The 15,704-nt window shown below is 64.7% G+C and carries 16 protein-coding genes; 6 read left to right on the top strand and 10 right to left on the bottom strand.

What is annotated here, in order from left to right; all coding sequences use genetic code 11:
- Positions 1–2: 2 nt before the first annotated feature.
- The 7 genes from arsN2 to ACEUEL_RS17640 all read right to left on the bottom strand — a co-directional run bounded on the left by arsN2 (position 3) and on the right by ACEUEL_RS17640 (position 6,371).
- Positions 3–830, bottom strand: coding sequence for an arsenic resistance N-acetyltransferase ArsN2 (arsN2, locus tag ACEUEL_RS17670; protein ID WP_405707977.1), 828 nt, complete (start codon positions 828–830; stop codon positions 3–5).
- Between the two features lie 5 nt (positions 831–835).
- On the bottom strand, positions 836–1,378 hold the full coding sequence (locus ACEUEL_RS17665; RefSeq protein WP_405707975.1) for an arsenate reductase ArsC: 543 nt from the start codon (positions 1,376–1,378) through the stop codon (positions 836–838).
- Positions 1,371–1,739 carry an ArsR/SmtB family transcription factor gene (locus ACEUEL_RS17660; protein ID WP_405707972.1) on the bottom strand — a complete coding sequence of 123 codons (369 nt, stop codon included), beginning with the start codon at positions 1,737–1,739 and terminating at the stop codon, positions 1,371–1,373. Before ACEUEL_RS17660 ends, ACEUEL_RS17665 begins: the two co-directional genes overlap by 8 nt.
- A 336-nt stretch (positions 1,740–2,075) precedes the next feature.
- On the bottom strand, positions 2,076–2,927 hold the full coding sequence (locus ACEUEL_RS17655; RefSeq protein ID WP_405707969.1) for a carbohydrate ABC transporter permease: 852 nt from the start codon (positions 2,925–2,927) through the stop codon (positions 2,076–2,078).
- Positions 2,927–3,811: a carbohydrate ABC transporter permease gene (locus ACEUEL_RS17650; RefSeq protein ID WP_405707966.1), complete on the bottom strand. Its 885-nt coding sequence runs from the start codon at positions 3,809–3,811 to the stop codon at positions 2,927–2,929. Before ACEUEL_RS17650 ends, ACEUEL_RS17655 begins: the two co-directional genes overlap by 1 nt.
- A gap of 71 nt (positions 3,812–3,882) precedes the next feature.
- Positions 3,883–5,142 carry an ABC transporter substrate-binding protein gene (locus tag ACEUEL_RS17645; RefSeq protein ID WP_405707963.1) on the bottom strand — a complete coding sequence of 420 codons (1,260 nt, stop codon included), beginning with the start codon at positions 5,140–5,142 and terminating at the stop codon, positions 3,883–3,885.
- Positions 5,143–5,315: 173 nt separating this feature from the next.
- Positions 5,316–6,371 carry an ABC transporter ATP-binding protein gene (locus ACEUEL_RS17640; RefSeq protein WP_405707961.1) on the bottom strand — a complete coding sequence of 352 codons (1,056 nt, stop codon included), beginning with the start codon at positions 6,369–6,371 and terminating at the stop codon, positions 5,316–5,318.
- 172 nt (positions 6,372–6,543) lie between these two features.
- Between ACEUEL_RS17640 and ACEUEL_RS17635 the strand changes: the two genes are divergently transcribed.
- The 6 genes from ACEUEL_RS17635 to ACEUEL_RS17610 all read left to right on the top strand — a co-directional run bounded on the left by ACEUEL_RS17635 (position 6,544) and on the right by ACEUEL_RS17610 (position 12,456).
- On the top strand, positions 6,544–7,053 hold the full coding sequence (locus tag ACEUEL_RS17635; protein ID WP_405707958.1) for a MaoC family dehydratase: 510 nt from the start codon (positions 6,544–6,546) through the stop codon (positions 7,051–7,053).
- A 69-nt stretch (positions 7,054–7,122) separates the two neighbouring features.
- On the top strand, positions 7,123–7,791 hold the full coding sequence (locus ACEUEL_RS17630) for a TetR/AcrR family transcriptional regulator (protein WP_405707955.1): 669 nt from the start codon (positions 7,123–7,125) through the stop codon (positions 7,789–7,791).
- Positions 7,792–7,994: 203 nt separating this feature from the next.
- On the top strand, positions 7,995–9,584 hold the full coding sequence (locus ACEUEL_RS17625; protein WP_405707953.1) for an acyl CoA:acetate/3-ketoacid CoA transferase: 1,590 nt from the start codon (positions 7,995–7,997) through the stop codon (positions 9,582–9,584).
- Positions 9,585–9,605: 21 nt separating this feature from the next.
- On the top strand, positions 9,606–10,793 hold the full coding sequence (locus ACEUEL_RS17620; RefSeq protein ID WP_405707951.1) for a dihydrodipicolinate synthase family protein: 1,188 nt from the start codon (positions 9,606–9,608) through the stop codon (positions 10,791–10,793).
- Between the two features lie 2 nt (positions 10,794–10,795).
- A complete protein-coding gene (locus tag ACEUEL_RS17615; RefSeq protein ID WP_405708445.1) occupies positions 10,796–11,623 on the top strand; it encodes a shikimate dehydrogenase family protein in 828 nt (275 codons plus the stop codon).
- Positions 11,624–11,688: 65 nt separating this feature from the next.
- Positions 11,689–12,456 (top strand): sugar phosphate isomerase/epimerase family protein, encoded by a 768-nt coding sequence (locus ACEUEL_RS17610; protein ID WP_405707949.1) that lies wholly within the window; start codon positions 11,689–11,691, stop codon positions 12,454–12,456.
- Positions 12,457–12,886: 430 nt separating this feature from the next.
- Here ACEUEL_RS17610 and ACEUEL_RS17605 read toward each other — a convergent pair whose 3' ends face one another.
- From ACEUEL_RS17605 to ACEUEL_RS17595, 3 genes are read right to left on the bottom strand one after another with little or no spacing between them, the layout of a single operon-like run.
- Positions 12,887–13,501 (bottom strand): UbiX family flavin prenyltransferase, encoded by a 615-nt coding sequence (locus tag ACEUEL_RS17605; protein WP_405707947.1) that lies wholly within the window; start codon positions 13,499–13,501, stop codon positions 12,887–12,889.
- Positions 13,502–13,520: 19 nt separating this feature from the next.
- Positions 13,521–15,158, bottom strand: coding sequence for a UbiD family decarboxylase domain-containing protein (locus ACEUEL_RS17600; RefSeq protein ID WP_405707944.1), 1,638 nt, complete (start codon positions 15,156–15,158; stop codon positions 13,521–13,523).
- A gap of 22 nt (positions 15,159–15,180) precedes the next feature.
- A complete protein-coding gene (locus ACEUEL_RS17595; RefSeq protein WP_405707941.1) occupies positions 15,181–15,609 on the bottom strand; it encodes an SRPBCC family protein in 429 nt (142 codons plus the stop codon).
- Positions 15,610–15,704: the final 95 nt, after the last annotated feature.

Raw genomic sequence — 15,704 nt, 5'->3', positions numbered from 1 at the left:
CCTCAGAGCATGATGCGGCGGGTGAGAAGCGGGGCGGTGGCCGGGCAGAGCGAGACGGCTTGCGCCGACTGCCGGATGGCATCAGGAGCCGCCTCGCGTGCTGACGCTACGAAGCCGAGCTTCTCGAAGTAAGCCGCCGCCGAGGTTGTGAGCAGCCACGCCGTGCGGCCTCCGAGGTCGAGCGCCCGGCTCATGAGCAGCAGCGCTATGTTGCGGCCGATGCCCCTGCCGCGTGCGGATGGCACGACGAGCAACGAGCGGAGCAGGATATCCTGTCCGTTCGCCTCGAAGCCGCCATGGCCGACCAGCGTACCGCCGAGGGTGCGGAAGCTGTAGAACCGCCCCGATGAAGAGCGCAGGTCGTCGGTCGGCAGGTCTGCGTCACGTAGTGCCTTGGCCAAGCGCGGGTCGGTTGCTGCCACCTGCTCGTCGCGTAGGAAGGGGCTTCCGTCGTCCTTGTCGAGGTCGGCACTCGGAACCACGGGCAGCACATCCAGAACCGTTTCGGATGGCCGGCACAGCTTGACCCCGAGAGGGGTCACCACGATTGGCCGGTTGATGAAGATGGGGTGTTCCTTGATCGCCGCGAGCAAGGGCGCATCGTCCAGCGCCGGATTGTCGAGCCCGATTTCCTTGAACGGCGTTCCCCGCTCGCGCAGAAGGCTCCGCAGCGGCCAGTTCATGCGGCTCGCAAGCTTTAGGAGCAGGGCCGGCGCGGGCGGCGTCTTGAGATATTCGACAACGTGCGGCTCGATCCCGGCATGGCGGATCATCGCCAGCGCGTTGCGCGACGTGCCGCAATTCGGGTTGTGGTAGACGACGACGTCCATCGTGTTCACGCCACGTCCGGCCGCCGAGCAGTCCCGCCCTCAAGCTGGCCAATTTCACGTAGCTTCGTGCCGAGTGCGACATTGTCGAGGCTCTTGAGCGGCAGGGCGCTAAAGATTGAGATGCGGTTCCTGAAATAGCGGAACGCGTCGGCGAAGGCGGCTTCCTGCTGGATGTCCGAGCCGGCTACCGCGGCCGGATCCTCGATGCCCCAATGCGCGGTCATCGGCTGTCCCGGCCATACCGGGCAGGCTTCGCCGGCGGCGTTGTCGCAGACGGTGAACACGAAATCCATGACCGGCGCACCGGGCGCGGCGAACTCGCTCCATGATTTGGATCGGAGGCTATCCACCGGATAATCGAGGCTTTGCAGCGTCTTGATGGCGAGCGGATGCACTGCGCCCTTTGGCTGGCTGCCTGCTGAGTGAGCTCGGAACCTGCCCGCGCCGAGCTTCGTCAGAATGCTCTCGGCAAGGATGGATCGGGCGGAGTTGCCCGCGCAGAGGAACAGCACGTTGTAGATGCGGCCGGAGCCGATGGCGTCAGTCATGGACTGGCTCATTCTTGGCAGTGGCGGGAGGGCAGCAGGGCGACAGTTCCGCAAGCAGCGGCGCACATACTTCGGGCCGGCCGGCGCAGCAGTTCTGCACGAGGAAGCTCGCGAGCTCGCTCACGGCGACGAGGCGGGCGCGATAGATGATCGTCCGGCTGTGGCGTTCGGCGGCGATCAGACCGGCCCGCGACAGCACTGCGAGGTGGGTCGACATGGTGTTGTGCGGCACCGCAAGCCGCCGGGCGACTTCACCGGCTGGCAAACCTTGGGGCTCATGCTCGATCAGCAGCCGGAACACGTCGAGGCGCGTTGGCTGTGCGAGCGCGGCAAAGGTGAGGATAGCTTGTTCCGAGTCCATATGTCGACATTGATCGACATATGGACTCAATGCAAGACTGGGATCTGACGACAGACCGATTGTTGAGAATTTACGGAGGGGCGCTTACGAGAACGGTAGACGAGGTCGACGCGCTGCTAGCCTGAATTGCGGAGCTGAATAAGGGGTCTATGCGCCAGAAGCGGAAGTCCATTGCGGCGACGACGAACAGCCGGTTTGGGGCCGTTGGCGGACCAGCGGCTTTGGCTGCCGTTGTGCGGATAGTGGCCGTTCTGCAGTCGCCTCCATCGGCCAATCGTCACCGCAGCAGCGAACTTCTGCCACTGGCGTGAGGCGGCCGCATGCGGGGGTGAGCGACTATGCTTTCACCGCGCCGGCCGTCAGCCCCGCCACAAAATGCTTCTGCATCAGGAAGAACAGGCAAACCGGCGGCAGCGCCGCGAAGAGGGCCGCAGACGAGATGAGGTTCCACGCCGTGAGCCACTCGCCCTTGAGGCCGGCGATGCCGAGGGTCAGCGGCTTGGCGGAATCGCTCTGCACCAGCACCAGCGCCCAGAAATAGTCGTTCCACACGAAGGTGAAGATCAGCACGGCCAGCCCGGCCAGCGCGGGGCGCAGCAGCGGCAGGACGATGCGGTGCAGGATCTGCATCTCGGTGGCGCCCTCGATGCGAGCCGCCTCGAACAGCTCGTTCGGCAGCGATATGATGAAATTGCGCAGGAACAGCGTGGCGAAGCCGGTCTGGAACGCGGTGTGGAACAGTACCAGCCCCCACACGGTGTCATAGAGCCCAACCCCCAGCACCATGTTGCGCACCGGGATCATCAGAATCTGATAGGGGATGAAATTGCCGCCGATGAACATCGCGAACAGCAAGGTACTGCCCGGGATGCGGTATTTCGCCAGCGCCACCGCCGCCATGGTGGCGAGGATCAGCACCAGCATCACCGTCGTGCCGGTGACCGTCACGCTGTTGAGGAAGAAGCCCCACATGGGCGAGGTCGCGAACATCTCGCGGTAATTGTCGACCAGCGCGAAACGCGACGGCGCGCCCCAGTAATTCCCCTCCAGGAGATCCGACTGCGAGCGGATCGCCGTCATCATGATGGCGAGGAGCGGCAGCATCCACACCAGCATCGCCGCATAGAGCGCCAGGCGATAGCCCAGGCGCACCCCGGCGGAGCGTTCGGTGACGGGAGTGGGATACATCAGGCGCCCCTCTGTTCGCGACGCAGCGTGTGCCGCAGGAAGAAGGCGATGTAGATGCTCATGATGAGGAACAGCACCGTGGCGATCGCCGCGCCATAGCCGGCGCGGTAGCTGAAGATGGTGGCGTCGTACATCTGGTAGGCGAGGACGGTGGAACTGCCATAGGGCCCGCCCTGGGTCATCACCGCGATAAGGTCGAAATTCCGCAGCGAGCCGATCACCGTGATGATGGTCGCCACGAAGGAGACGGCGCGCAGCTGCGGCAGCACGATATGGCGCAGCAGTGTCCAGCCGGAGGCGCCGTCGATGCGGCCAGCGGCGATCAGCTCGCCGTCGAGCTGGGAAAGCCCGGCAAGGAACAGCACGAGGCAGAAGGCGGTCTGCGCCCACAGCGCGGCAAAGACGATGCCGAAGGTGACGAAATGCTCGTCCGAGAGAATGGCGAAGGGCTCGAAGCCGAAGAACCGCATCACGATGGCGAGGATGCCGAAGGTCGGGTCGTAGAACCAGGTGAACACCACGCCGATGATGACATTGGCCAGCACCAGCGGGATGAAGAACACGGACTTGACGACGCGCATCTCGCCGAGCGGCTGGTTGAGGAACAGCGCGAGAGCAAGCCCGAACACCGGCGCCAGCAGGAACAGCACGATCCAGATGATGTTGTTCTTCAACGAGGTGAAGAACTGCGCATCCGCGAACAGCTCCCGGTAATTGTCCAGCCCGACGAAGGTGGCCGGACCGGTGCCGTCCCACTCATAGAAGCTGATCGCGATGCTCTGGAGGATCGGCCAGACGATTATCATCAGGAACAGCGCCAGCGGCAGCAGCAGCAGGAGGATCGGCGTCAGCCAGGACTGGTTTCGGCGCCAGATGCGCAGCATGGGAACCTCGGGCGGGAAGGGACGGGTCGCCCCGTCGACAGAGGGGCCCGCCGCGGCGGGCCCCCGTCGGGTCAGTTGAAGATGCGCTTGCGGGCCGCGTCCAGCCGATCGAGGATCGCGTCCTCGCGGTCGGGCTTGGCCAGGAACTCCTGGAAGCCCTTCATGCCCACCTGCGCCATTTCCGGGTCGGTGTCGCGGTCATAGAACTGCGACGAACCGGCGGAATTGCGCACCTGCTCCATCTGGACCGAGGCGAAGTCGTTCGGGTCGATCTGGATGTCGGTGCGGGCGGGCACCACCGAACCACCCTTGGCGAAGGTGGACAGGTTTTCCGGCTGGGCCAGGAAGGCGAGGAACTTCAGCGCCAGCTCCTTGTTCTTCGCCCCCTTGGGGATGCCGACGCCATTGATCGAGACCTGCTCGATATTGGGCACGGAAGGGTCCACCGTCGGGAACGGGAAGAAGCCGATGTTCTTGCGGGTTTCCTCAGGGAGCGAGGTCAGCACGTAAGGACCGAGCAGATACATGGCCGCCTTGCCCTGGGCCAGGAACGGAATCGCTTCCTGCCAGCCATAGGACGAGGCGTTGTCGAGGAAGTACCCCTTCTCGATCGGCACGCGCCAGGTGTCGAACACCTTCTTCATGCGAGGATCGGTATAGCTTTCCTTGCCATCCATCAGGCCCATGTAGAAATCGAGGCCATTGATGCGCTTGGTGAGATAGTCGAACCACAGGGCATTGGCCCAGAGATCGCGCGTGCCGATGGTGAACGGCACGATGCCGGCGGCCTTGGCCTTTTCGGCGATAGCCATCAGCTCGTCCCACGTCTTGGGCGGTTCGACACCGAGTTTGGCGAAGACGTCCTTGTTGTAGAAGAAGCCCCACGTGTTGAAATTGGTGGGCATCATGTACTGCTTGCCGTTGTCAGTAACGGCAGCAAGGAAGGGGGCCATCGGCTTTTCGAGGTTGTTCTGCTCGTAGAAGCCGCTCATATCCGCGAACAGATCGCGCTTGGTGAAGGCGCGCATGCGGGCGCCGGTGAACCAGAACGCGACATCCGGCGGGCTGGCGACCAGGAAGTTGCGGATCGACGTCTTGTAGGATTCGACGTCGCTGTAGTTCACCGTGACCTTGACGCCCGGATTGGCAGCCTCGAAATCGGCGACGATCTTGTTCATCGCCGCCTTCTGGCCGGCGCCGCTGCGATCGGTATTGATCACCAGCGTTTCCTGCGCCGCCGCCGGGGTGGCGAAGGGATGGAGCAGGCCACAGGCCAGAGCGAGCGCACCCGCCCCCATGATCAGGGCGCGACGCGGCAGGGAAAGCGTCATTGTCATTCCTCCGTTGCTGGGCCGGTTTCGATCTCGCATCCGCATTTCTCGGGACGCTTCAAATTCGCGGCAAGGGTGCGGCCCATCGCTTGTCGCGCCTTATGTTGACGAAGTCAAAACTTACTTATCGATAAGTTAATTTCCGGCCGTGTTGACCCCGTCTGGGAAGCGGATCAGCTGACGCGGCGCCCCGTCGTCCGGTCGAATAGATGCACCTGTTCGGCATCCGGCAGCACGCGGATCTTTTCTCCCGCGCGAACCGCGACCCGACTGCGGAACAGGCAGTTGAACTCCGCCCCGCCGACGCGGACCAGAACCTCCGTCTCGGAGCCGGTCGGCTCGACGACCACCACGTCGGCCTCTATCCCGGCCTCGTCGAGGCGGAAATGTTCGGGGCGCACGCCGTAGACCGCATCACCTTGCGGCGCCGCCTTCCACCGCGCGCCCGCCGGCAATGTCATGCCCTCGCCCGCACGAAACCCGCCATTCTCGAAGCGGCCTTCCAGGAAGTTCATGCTCGGCGAGCCGATGAAGCCTGCGACGAACCGGTTGTCGGGCATGTCGTAAAGATCGAGCGGTGCGCCGATCTGCTCGATCGCGCCGTCACGCATCACCACGATCTGGTCGGCCATCGTCATCGCCTCGATCTGGTCGTGCGTGACGTAGACCGTGGTTGTCTTGAGCCGCTGCTGCAGTTCCTTGATCTCCGCCCGCATGGCCACGCGCAGCTTCGCGTCGAGGTTGGACAGCGGCTCGTCGAACAGGAACACCTGCGGGTCCCGCACGATGGCCCGGCCCATGGCGACGCGCTGGCGCTGCCCGCCCGAGAGTTGGCGCGGATACCGGTCGAGCAACGGCATGAGGCCAAGAATCTGCGCGGCTTTCTCGACCCGCTGGCGGATTTCCTCCTTCGGCACGCTGCGCAGCGACAGCGCGAAGGCCATGTTCTCGTAGATCGACATGTGCGGGTAGAGCGCATAGCTCTGGAACACCATGGCGATGTCGCGGTCCTTAGGCGACACATCGTTCACGACCCGCTCGCCGATGCGGATCTCGCCCGCCGTTGCCTTCTCCAGTCCCGCGATGGTGCGGAGCAGGGTCGACTTTCCGCATCCCGAAGGGCCGACGAGGATGACGAATTCCCCGTCCGCGATGTCGACCGACACGCCTCGCAGGATGTGGGTCTCCCCGAACTTCTTGTGGACGTCGCGGATGGTCACCGATGCCATGAAGAGGGTCTCACGATCTTGGGTCCGTCGCCCGAGGCAGGCGTGGCGCTGCGTTTCCAGCGCGCCTCTTGTGCCTTCGTCAGGCCGGCGCTCGGTCAGAGAGCTAGCATTGACCTCGGAGGCGGTCAATGCAAAGTTACTTATCGATAAGTAAGTTTATGGAGAGCCCGCCGTGCCCGCCACCGCAACGACCCTGCTTTCGCCCGCCGGCGCGCTGGCTCCCGGCCTCTATGGCTATGACGACCTGACCGAGGGCGCCTTCTTTCTGACCTCCGGCGTCACCGTGACCGAGGCCCACATCGTCGGCTATGCCGGCATTTCCGGGGACCTGTTCGACGTACACATGGACGACGACTTCGCGCGCGAACAGGGCTTCGCCGGCCGCATCGCCCACGGCCTTCTGGGGCTCGCCCTGATCGACGGGCTCAAGACCCGTTGCCCGGTCAGACTGCAGGGCATTGCGACGTTGTCGTGGAACTGGTCGTTCAAAGCGCCCGTCTTCATCGGCGACCGCATCGCCGCGCGCTTCGAGGTGGCGGCCAGGCGCGAAACCCGCCGCGAGGACCGAGGCATCGTCACCTTCGACGTTAAAGTTGTGAACCAGAGCGGCATGGTGGTGCAGGAAGGCCAGACACTGCTGATGATGGGGGGACGAGAAACGAGGGCCGGTGCGTTGGCTTGACCGATTGCCGCCGCTTGCTCATCTGTTTGCAGCACGCGAACACGACGCGTTTGGGGGAGTTACCAGTCGATGGCGCGCAAGACCGACGGAGAAACCGCGGCGACCAGCCGCCTGTCCATGCGCGACAACATCAAGAAGGTGGCGACCGAACTGCTGATCCGCCACGGTTATCACGGCACCAGCTTCCGGCACATCGCCGACCGGCTCGACATCACCACGACCAACATCCACTACCATTTCGGCAACAAGGAGAAGCTGGTCGAGGAGGTTGTGCGCGACTACGTCACCAGCACCTGCGCCAAGCACAAGGCGATCTGGGAAGCGCCGGATCATTCGCTGCCGCAGAAGCTGATGGACGTCGCCGTCTTCAACCGCACCCGCTACAAGGCGTTCAACCGCGGCCGCAAGAGCGGGCAGCCCTGGAGTCTCATCGGGCGACTGCGGCTGGAAGGCGAAGTGCTGAGCCCGGGCGCGCGCGAATCGCTCACCTCTTTCACGGACAATGTGCATGCCGCTGTCCGCGTCGCGGTGCAGATCGCCTATGACCGCAGCGAACTGGTCAGCGACGCGCCGCTGGACGACATCGCTTTTCTCCTGGTGAACATCGTCAACAGCTCGTCGGTCTTCACCCAGGACGCCGGCAATTTCGAGCGGCTGGAACAGTTCTTCGAGGCCTTCTCGCGGGTGATCATCTCCGCCTACGCGCCGACGAGCCGGCCGGACGTCGCGGCCCAGTAACGTCCGGCGCGGTCCCGGCCCGCCGCCGTGCGGGGCTGCGCACTCCCCGCGTCATTCTCCCCCTTGCGCCGAAGAGTCGCCTTGGGGGAGGCGCCGCCGCTGCGAAGGCGTGTGAAACACAGGGTTGCGGATCGCCGGATTCTGACTTACTGATAAGTAAGTTTAAGGGCAATTGGTGCCTTCCATCCTTCTGGAGTTCTGGGATGAAGATCCTCACGGCGTCGGCCGCAGCGGCGCTCGTGCGCGATGGCGACACGATTCTCATCGGCGGCTCGGGGTCCGGCCATGCCGTGCCAGAAGCCCTTATCGCCGCCGTCGAACAGCGTTTCCTTTCGGAGCAGCAGCCGCGCCGCCTCACCACGATCCATCCGGTCGGTCTCGGCAATCGCGCCGAAGCGGGCGCCTCGCGTTTCGCCCATGAGGGCCTGATCCGCCGCGTGGTCTGCGGCACCGTGGTCGATGCGCCGCCTCTCGCCGCGCTCGCGAGCCGCGACGCCATCGAGTGCTACACGCTGCCACAGGGTGCGCTGTCCCAACTCATCCGCGAGATCGCGGCCGGCCGGCCGGGGCTGCTCACCCATGTCGGGCTGCACACCTTCGTCGATCCGCGGCTCGCCGGCGGAAAGCAGAGCGGGGCGTGTTCTGAGGACCTCGTCGAGCTGGTGACGCTGAAGGACCGCGAATGGCTGTTCTACAAGCCTTTTCCCGTCGACGTCGCCTTCCTGCGCGGGACCACCGCCGATGAGGACGGAAACATCTCGATGGAGGACGAGGCGATCTTCGGCGAGATGCTCTCCATGGCGCAGGCGGCGCGGCGCTCGGGAGGCCTGGTGATCGTTCAGGTCAAGCGCCTCGCGCGGCGCGGGACGCTGCCGGCCAAGTCCGTGAAGATCCCCGGCATGCTCGTTGACGCCGTGGTGGTCGATGCCGAGCAGAAGCAGACCTACCAGACCTTCTTCGACCCGGCCTTTGCCGGCCAGCTCCGAATGCCGCTCGACGGCTTCCCGCGGCTGCCGCTGGACGAACGCAAGATCGTCGCCCGGCGCTGCGCCATGGAGCTGCGGCGCGGCGCGGTCTGCAACATCGGATCGGGAATCTGCACCGGCATCGGCCTCGTCGGGGCCGAGGAGGGGTTGCTGGACGAGGTGGTGCTCACCAACGAGCAGGGGCTCATCGGCGGCGCGCCGGCCTCGGGTCTCGACGCGGGTGCCTCGCGCAACTACTGGGCGATGATCGACCAGCCCTATCAGTTCGACTTCTATGACGGGGGTGGGCTCGACATCGCCTTCCTCTCCGCGGTGGAAGTGGACCGTGTCGGCAATGTGAACATCAGCCGCTTCGCCGGCCGTGTCGTCGGGATCGGGGGCTTCGTCAACATCAGCCAGAACGCGCGGACTATGGTGTTCGGCGGCACCTTCACCGCCGGCGGGCTCAAGGTGCGGGCCGAGAACGACGAACTCGTCATCGTCGAGGAAGGAAAGCACCGCAAGTTCGTCGAGGCGGTCGAGCAGGTCGCCTACAGCGGCCCCTATAGCCGCTCGCGCGACCAGAACACGCTGTTCGTCACCGAGCGCGCCGTGTTCCGCACCGGCGAGGACGGGCTCGAACTCATCGAGATCGCACCCGGCATCGATCTGGAACGCGACGTCCTCGGCCAGATGGCCTTCGTGCCCCACATCTCGCCGACGCTGAAGCGCATGGATGCGCGTCTTTTCCGCCCTGAGCCCATGGGGATCGCGGCCGAAATGCCCGGCGAATGGCGCGTGCATGAGCGGCTGCGTGCCGCGTCCTGAACCTTCAGCAGGGGAAACGTCATGACCACGACCACGACGGGCTCTTCCGGCCTCGCCCTTTCGCTTCCACGCGCCGACGGTACGTTGGAGACGTACCGTCTCGTGGGTACGCCGCTGTCGGCTGAGCCGCCCGAGCGGCCTTTCACGCGCATCGCCTATGCCGCCGGCCACGTGGTCGTCGACCCGCTTGCCCCGGTCGACCCCTGGGAGAGGGCCGCCGTGGACTGGGACCGCACTCTTGCTTTTCGCGAGCATCTGTGGAGCCTCGGGCTCGGCATCGCCGAGGCGATGGACACCGCTCAGCGCGGCATGGGTGTCGACTGGCCGACCTCGCTCGAACTGATCCGGCGGACCAGCGCGGCCGCCGGTCCCGGTCGCCTAGTCGTCTCCGGCTGCGGCACTGATCAGCTCGCTGCGAACGACGCACGCTCCCTCGACGACGTCGTGCGCGCCTATGAGGAGCAGATCGAGGCGATCCAGGCCACCGGCAGCCGTATTGTCCTGATGGCTTCGCGCGCGCTCGCCCGCGTCGCGAGGGGACCTGACGACTATTTCACCGTCTATGGACGCCTGTTGCGGCAGGTCGACCAGCCCGTCGTGCTGCACTGGCTCGGAGACATGTTCGACCCTGCGCTTGCCGGCTACTGGGGAAGCGATGACATTCCAGGCGCCATGGATGTGGTCGCGGACATCATCGCCGACCAAACGGCAAATGTCGACGGCATCAAGATATCCCTGCTCGACGCGGCGCACGAGGTTGCGCTCCGCCGCCGCCTGCCGGATGGCGTGCGGATGTATACGGGTGACGACTTCAACTATGTCGGGCTCATTGAGGGTGACGGCACCCATCACTCGCATGCGCTGCTGGGCGCTTTCGATGCCACAGCGCCGGCCGCCTCCGCCGCGCTCGGTCGCCTCGCGGCGAACGATGTCGAGGGCTATCGCGCGCTCCTCGAGCCGACCGAGGCGCTCTCGCGGCACCTGTTCGCTGCGCCTACCCAGTTCTACAAGACCGGCGTTGTCTTCATGGCCTATCTGAACGGCCATCAGGATCATTTCACCATGGCCGGCGGGCTGGAGAGTGCGCGCTCGGCCCCGCATCTGGCCGGGATATTCCGCCTGGCCGATGCCACCGGCTTGCTTCGCAACCCTGATCTGGCGCTGCGGCGGATGAAGGCGGTGATGGCAGTGCGCGGAGTGGGCGCGTGAGCATGTCTGATCTGCCCGATATTGCCGGTCTGCCGCTTCCCCTCTCGGGAGCCACCCGGCTCTACGCCATCGTCGGGGATCCGATTGCGCAGGTGGGCTCGCCGGGCTTGTTCAATGCTGCGTTCCGGCGCAGGGGCGTCGAAGCCGTCCTTGTCCCATTTCACGTGGCGCCCGCCTATCTCGCGGACCTGGTCCGCATGTTCCGCATCACCCGGAACTTCGACGGGCTGGTCGTCACTGTCCCCCACAAGATCGCGATTGCGAAATTGATCGACGATGTCGCCCCGATGGGGCGCCGCATCGGTGCGGTGAACGTCATCCGCAAGAGCGGCGCCCGGCTTGTCGGCGACAATTTCGACGGCGTCGGCTTCGTGAGAGGCCTTCACGACAAGGGACACGCATTGGCCGGCCGCTGCGCGCTCATTATCGGGGCCGGCGGGGCGGGCCGCGCGGTGGCGCACGCGGTCCTCGACGAGAAGCCGGCGCAACTCCGCCTGTTCGATGTCGATGCCTCCCGGGTCGAGGGGGTGGTCGCCGAACTCAGGCAGGTCAGCCCCCACCTCGATGTCGGCGTCGGCGACCCCGATCCTTCCGGTTTCGACGTGGTGGTCAACTGCACCTCGATTGGCATGCGCTCGAGTGATCCATTTCCGCTCATGATCGACCGCCTCGCTGCCGAGACGCTGGTGGTGGACATCATCCTCAAGCCGGCGGTGACGCCACTGCTATCGGAAGCCGCCCGGCGCGGCTGCGCCACCCATGCCGGCGCCCATATGCTGGAAGGGCAGGTGGAGGCCATCTGCGAGTTTTTCGGGCTCACAGGCACATGAGGCTGACGCCGGAACGCTGCTCGATCAACACCGCGACGCTCGGCTACAAGGAGCCGATCTGCCGGGTGATCGACACGGTTGCCCGCCACGGCTTCGGCGCCATCGCGCCATGGCGCCGTGAGGTCGAGGGCGGGGACGTCGTCGCGATCGCCCGGCAGATACGCGAGGCGGGCCTCTCGGTTTCGGGATACTGTCGCAGCTCGTACCTCCCCGCCGAGGGAATCGCCGAGCGGCAGGCTCGGTTCGAGGAGAACCGACGCGCCCTCGCGGATGCCGCGACCCTTGAGGCGAAATGTTTCGTCATCGTCGCCGGCGGGCTCCCCGGAGCGAGCCGCGATATCGACGGTGCCCGGGCGCAGGTCGAGGAGGGCCTCGTCCGCCTGCTGGCAGAAGCGCGCGCGCTCGGCGTGCCCGTTGCCATCGAGCCGCTGCACCCGATGTACGCGGCCGATCGCTGCTGCGTGAACACGCTGGCGCAGGCACTCGATCTCTGCGCGCGTCTCGACCCGGACCATGAAGGCGGTATCGGCGTTGCGCTCGACGCTTATCATGTCTGGTGGGACCCCGACCTCGTCGCCGGCATAGGACGCGCCGGGTGCGAGCGCCGGCTTGACGCTTTTCACATTTGCGACTGGCTGGTTCCGACCACCGATCTTCTAATGGATCGCGGCATGATGGGCGATGGCGTCATCGATCTCGCCGCCATGCGCCGCAATGTGGGGGCCGCCGGTTTCGCCGGGTATGCCGAGATCGAGATATTCTCGAGTCGGTGGTGGTCCATAGACAACGAGGAAACGCTACGGGTGTGTGTGGATCGCTTACGCACCTTATAGCGGAATGTATGCTTGGATGACGTAATTGACGTCCGGTGGCAAGATTCGGCAACACACACCTCGGGTGTCTCAACAACGTCGCTGCCAAGAAGAAAGCATTGCCCCCGAGATTAAGGTTCGGGCGGCTAATCTAGCCGTTGCGGCCGCTTTCGACGCTACGTCTTAAGTTCCGCCTTACGGCGCATCCATGCCCCGTAAGGCGGAAGCAGCAACGTCTGGTCTCAGGAAAACGCAGGTCCAATCGCTACGGCCGAGATGGCGGGGCGCGAAGCGGACATATCGCCGTTGAATGCCCCGGGGGCCGGAATTGACCCAAAGCGCGGTTGGGAAGGTCTTCTGTCAGTGGGTGCTCTCACTGGCTCGTACCGCGTCGGGTCGCTAGATGCTGACGGGCCGACGGGCCGCTATTCCTAAATGAAGGTGTCGCGATTTATTCGGTCTGAATCTCGCTCGATCCTGTCGGCGCGGCCTCGTCCTCCTCCCCCCAACGGGGAAAGACCTTCAGGTCGAGGTCGAACAGATCGAGCACCCGCCCGATTGTATGGGTGACCATGTCGTCCAGAGACGCCGGCCGTGAATAAAAGGCCGGCACCGGCGGCGCGATGATGCCGCCCATTTCCGTCACCGCCAGCATGCTCTTGAGGTGGCCGGCGTGAAGCGGCGTCTCACGCAGCATCAGCACCAGCCGACGGCGCTCCTTCAGGCAGACATCCGCTGCCCGGCTGATGAGCCCGGACGTCACGCCATGCGCGATGTCGCTCATGCTTCGCACCGAGCAGGGCGCCACGATCATTCCCATCGTCCGGAACGAGCCGCTGGAAATCGGCGCGGAAATGTCGCCGGGGGAATAGACGACATCCGCGAGCCCGCGCAGTTCCTCCGCGGTCATGTCGGTTTCATAGGCGCGCGTCATTTCGCCGGCCTTGGAGACGACGAGATGGCTCTCGATCTCCAGATGCCGCAGGGCTTTCAGCAGGCGCACGCCGTAGACGATGCCGGTGGCGCCGGTAATGCCGACGACCATCCGCCGGGGTACGTTCCCCATGTTCACGCTCCCCAGTGCATCATGCGGGCGTGGAGCCGACATGCCGGGGATCGAAGTTCGAGGGGGCGGCGGGCCGGGCCTCGAAGGCGAAGGGGCGATCGGACAGCGTGTAGCGATACCAGGGTGCGTCGTTCATGCGGCCGAGCTTGTGACGCAGCCCGCCAAAAGCGCCGTAGATCCGCCGGTAAGGCTGGCCGTGGAAATGGGCGAGGATATCCAGCCACGCCCGCGGCTCAGCTGCGATGAAGGCTTCCATCTGGCGGGCAATCTCTTCCTCGGAGAGCGGGACGACGCCGTCCGGCGGGTCGCCGAGATCGGTGACCGCGCTCTTGATGAACTCGTCCGGGTTCCAGCCCGCGCCCATGGGCTTAGTGCAATCCATGCCGATCTTCGAGGCAACGCCCGGTTCGGCGCATTTCGGGTCCACCGTCATGGTGTTGCAGTCCTTGAGGATGACGGTGTCGCGGTCGGGCATGTAGCGGAAGGCCATGGCGGCGAGCACCGCCTGGTCGTCCCAGATGTCGACGTCGTCATTGAACACCATCGCCACCTTGGGCAGGCCCTGCTTGGAACAGGTGAGCATGAGGCCGAGCGCCTGCTTGGCGTCGCCCGCGCCCAGCGGGCGGATCTTGGCATAGGCGATGTTGGACAGGCCGCCCGCCGGGCTGCGCACCTCCACCACGTCGATTCCCGCGAGTCGCAGCGCGCCATAGAGGTCGGCCTCGATGGCGGGAAGCTGCAGCATGTTGTCGGTGTACCAGGGATGCATGCCGCCAATGGTGCAGTGCTGGTAGATGGGATTTTTCCGATAGGTCATCGCCTTCACCTTGAGGCGATAATTGTGCTTCATCCCGCCGCCATACATGCCGGTGAATTCGCCATAGGGGCCCTCGTCGAAGCTGAGCCCTTCGGTCGCCATCAACTCGCATTCCAGCACGAGTTCGGCATTGGCCGGCACCAGCACGTCGATGGTCTCGCACTTCACCATCTTCGCTGGCGCGCCATAGAAACCACCGAGCACCTCGAAATCGTCGGTGTCGCCGGGGACGCCGACCAGAGCCGAGATCTTGTCGAGGGTCGGGCCGCCGATGACCATGGCGACTTCGAGATTCTGCCCCTTCGCGGCCGCCGCCATGGCGTGAATGCGCTGGCGGTGCGAGGTGCAGGTCATGTCGACCGACTTCTCGTTCTTCGACCGGAACATCGAGCGGTAGATGCCCCAGTCATACACCCCCGTGTCAGGATGCTTGCTGATAAACAGGTTGTCGTTGGTATAGGCGTGGCCGTCGCGGTCATGGTGAAGGAACAAGGGCAGCCGGGTCAGGTCGACCTCGTCGCCGGTGAGGATCACCTCCTTGCACGGCGCGGTGTCCACGACTTCCCACTTCGCGCGCGACTTCGCCCGCTCGACCATCTTGCGGCCGGTTTCGGTTCTGTCGCACTCCATCGCCCAAGCATACATGTCCTGGTTGGAGTAGGCATTGGCGAGGAACGAGAATTCGCAGTCTTTGACCTTCTCGATCAACACGGCCTTGGTCGGGTTGGCCTCAAGCGTCCTGGGGATCTGGTCGACGCGGATTTCGTCGGTGACGCGGACGAGAAACCCTGCGGCCTCCATGGCCTGGACGAAGTCGGGGAGCGACTGCTGGGACGCCATTGTCGGATGCTCCGTGGCCGGTTCAGGAAAAAGCCGGATCGGCAACGCCCGATTCGACATAGTCGCGCAGGTGATCCATCAGCGCGCCCCAGAGCGTGTTGCACTTGATGAAATTGGCCTCGTCATGCGGCCAGCCGCCATGAGTCACGCGCAGCCGGATCCGCCCGTCCGGCGCCGAAGCAAGCGAGAAGCTCGCCGTGGTGCCCACGGCATCGCCGGGACCTTTGGTGCAGGTCCACAGGATATCTTCTGCATCATCCCGGTCAATCCTCCACAAGAATTCGGGTCGACCAGTATACTTCAGATGCCAGGAGCCGCCGACGCCACCTTCTCCTTCGACATGAGGAGTATTCCATCCACGAAGCCCCTCAGGGGTATTTATAGCCTTGCGTACTTTGTCGCCACTTGCCGAAATCAGTATTTCATGCTTCAATGAATGTTCAATGGCCATTTGGCCCTCCATAGACCTTCGTCATACTGACCTGAATGGCGCGCGATGCAAGCGGTCAAACTGCGTCGTCCGGCCCGCCACTTCCCTGCCCCCGC

The organism is Ancylobacter terrae, from assembly GCF_045108345.1.
Classification (GTDB): domain Bacteria; phylum Pseudomonadota; class Alphaproteobacteria; order Rhizobiales; family Xanthobacteraceae; genus Ancylobacter.
This window is presented reverse-complemented; position numbering and strand designations above follow the sequence as displayed.